Below are 403 nucleotides of genomic sequence, written 5' to 3' on the forward strand. Positions count from 1 at the left end.
CCACCGAGCCAAAAACAAAGTGGATGCAGGACAAGGAAGTTTCGAGCCAACTGGAGAAACAGGGTTACCAGGTCAAGCGGGTCAAGACTGAGGGAAGCTGCTATGAGGTCTATGCATTGGACAAGAAGGGTAATCATCACGAGATGGTTGTCAATCCTGTCGATGGCAAGCCTGTTAGCGAGGAGGTCAACGAATGAGTTCCCTGAGCCGAGGGGAAGGCGACGCCTCCCGATCAACGCTAGTGTGGGACCTGTTCGTACGGGTGTTCCATTGGGGTCTTGTGGGTGCATTTGGTGGTGCATACGTTTTGAGCGAAGACGGCGGAACCATCCATCATGCCCTCGGCTACGCGGTTCTTGGGTTGGTCGCGGCTCGTATCCTGTGGGGCTTCGCGGGAAGTTAT

General features: G+C 55.1%; 1 protein-coding gene and 1 pseudogene. Both read left to right on the forward strand.

Annotated features, from left to right (window positions below):
* A partial coding sequence (locus P0D80_RS51350; RefSeq protein WP_408296680.1) for a PepSY domain-containing protein occupies positions 1-197 on the forward strand: 197 nt, incomplete at its 5' end.
* A pseudogene (locus P0D80_RS51355) lies at positions 194-403 on the forward strand (cytochrome b/b6 domain-containing protein); the annotation flags it as partial. The gene P0D80_RS51350 and the pseudogene P0D80_RS51355, both read left to right, overlap by 4 nt.

Source organism: Paraburkholderia sp. RL17-373-BIF-A, assembly GCF_046030175.1.
In the GTDB taxonomy this organism is placed as follows: Bacteria; Pseudomonadota; Gammaproteobacteria; order Burkholderiales; family Burkholderiaceae; genus Paraburkholderia.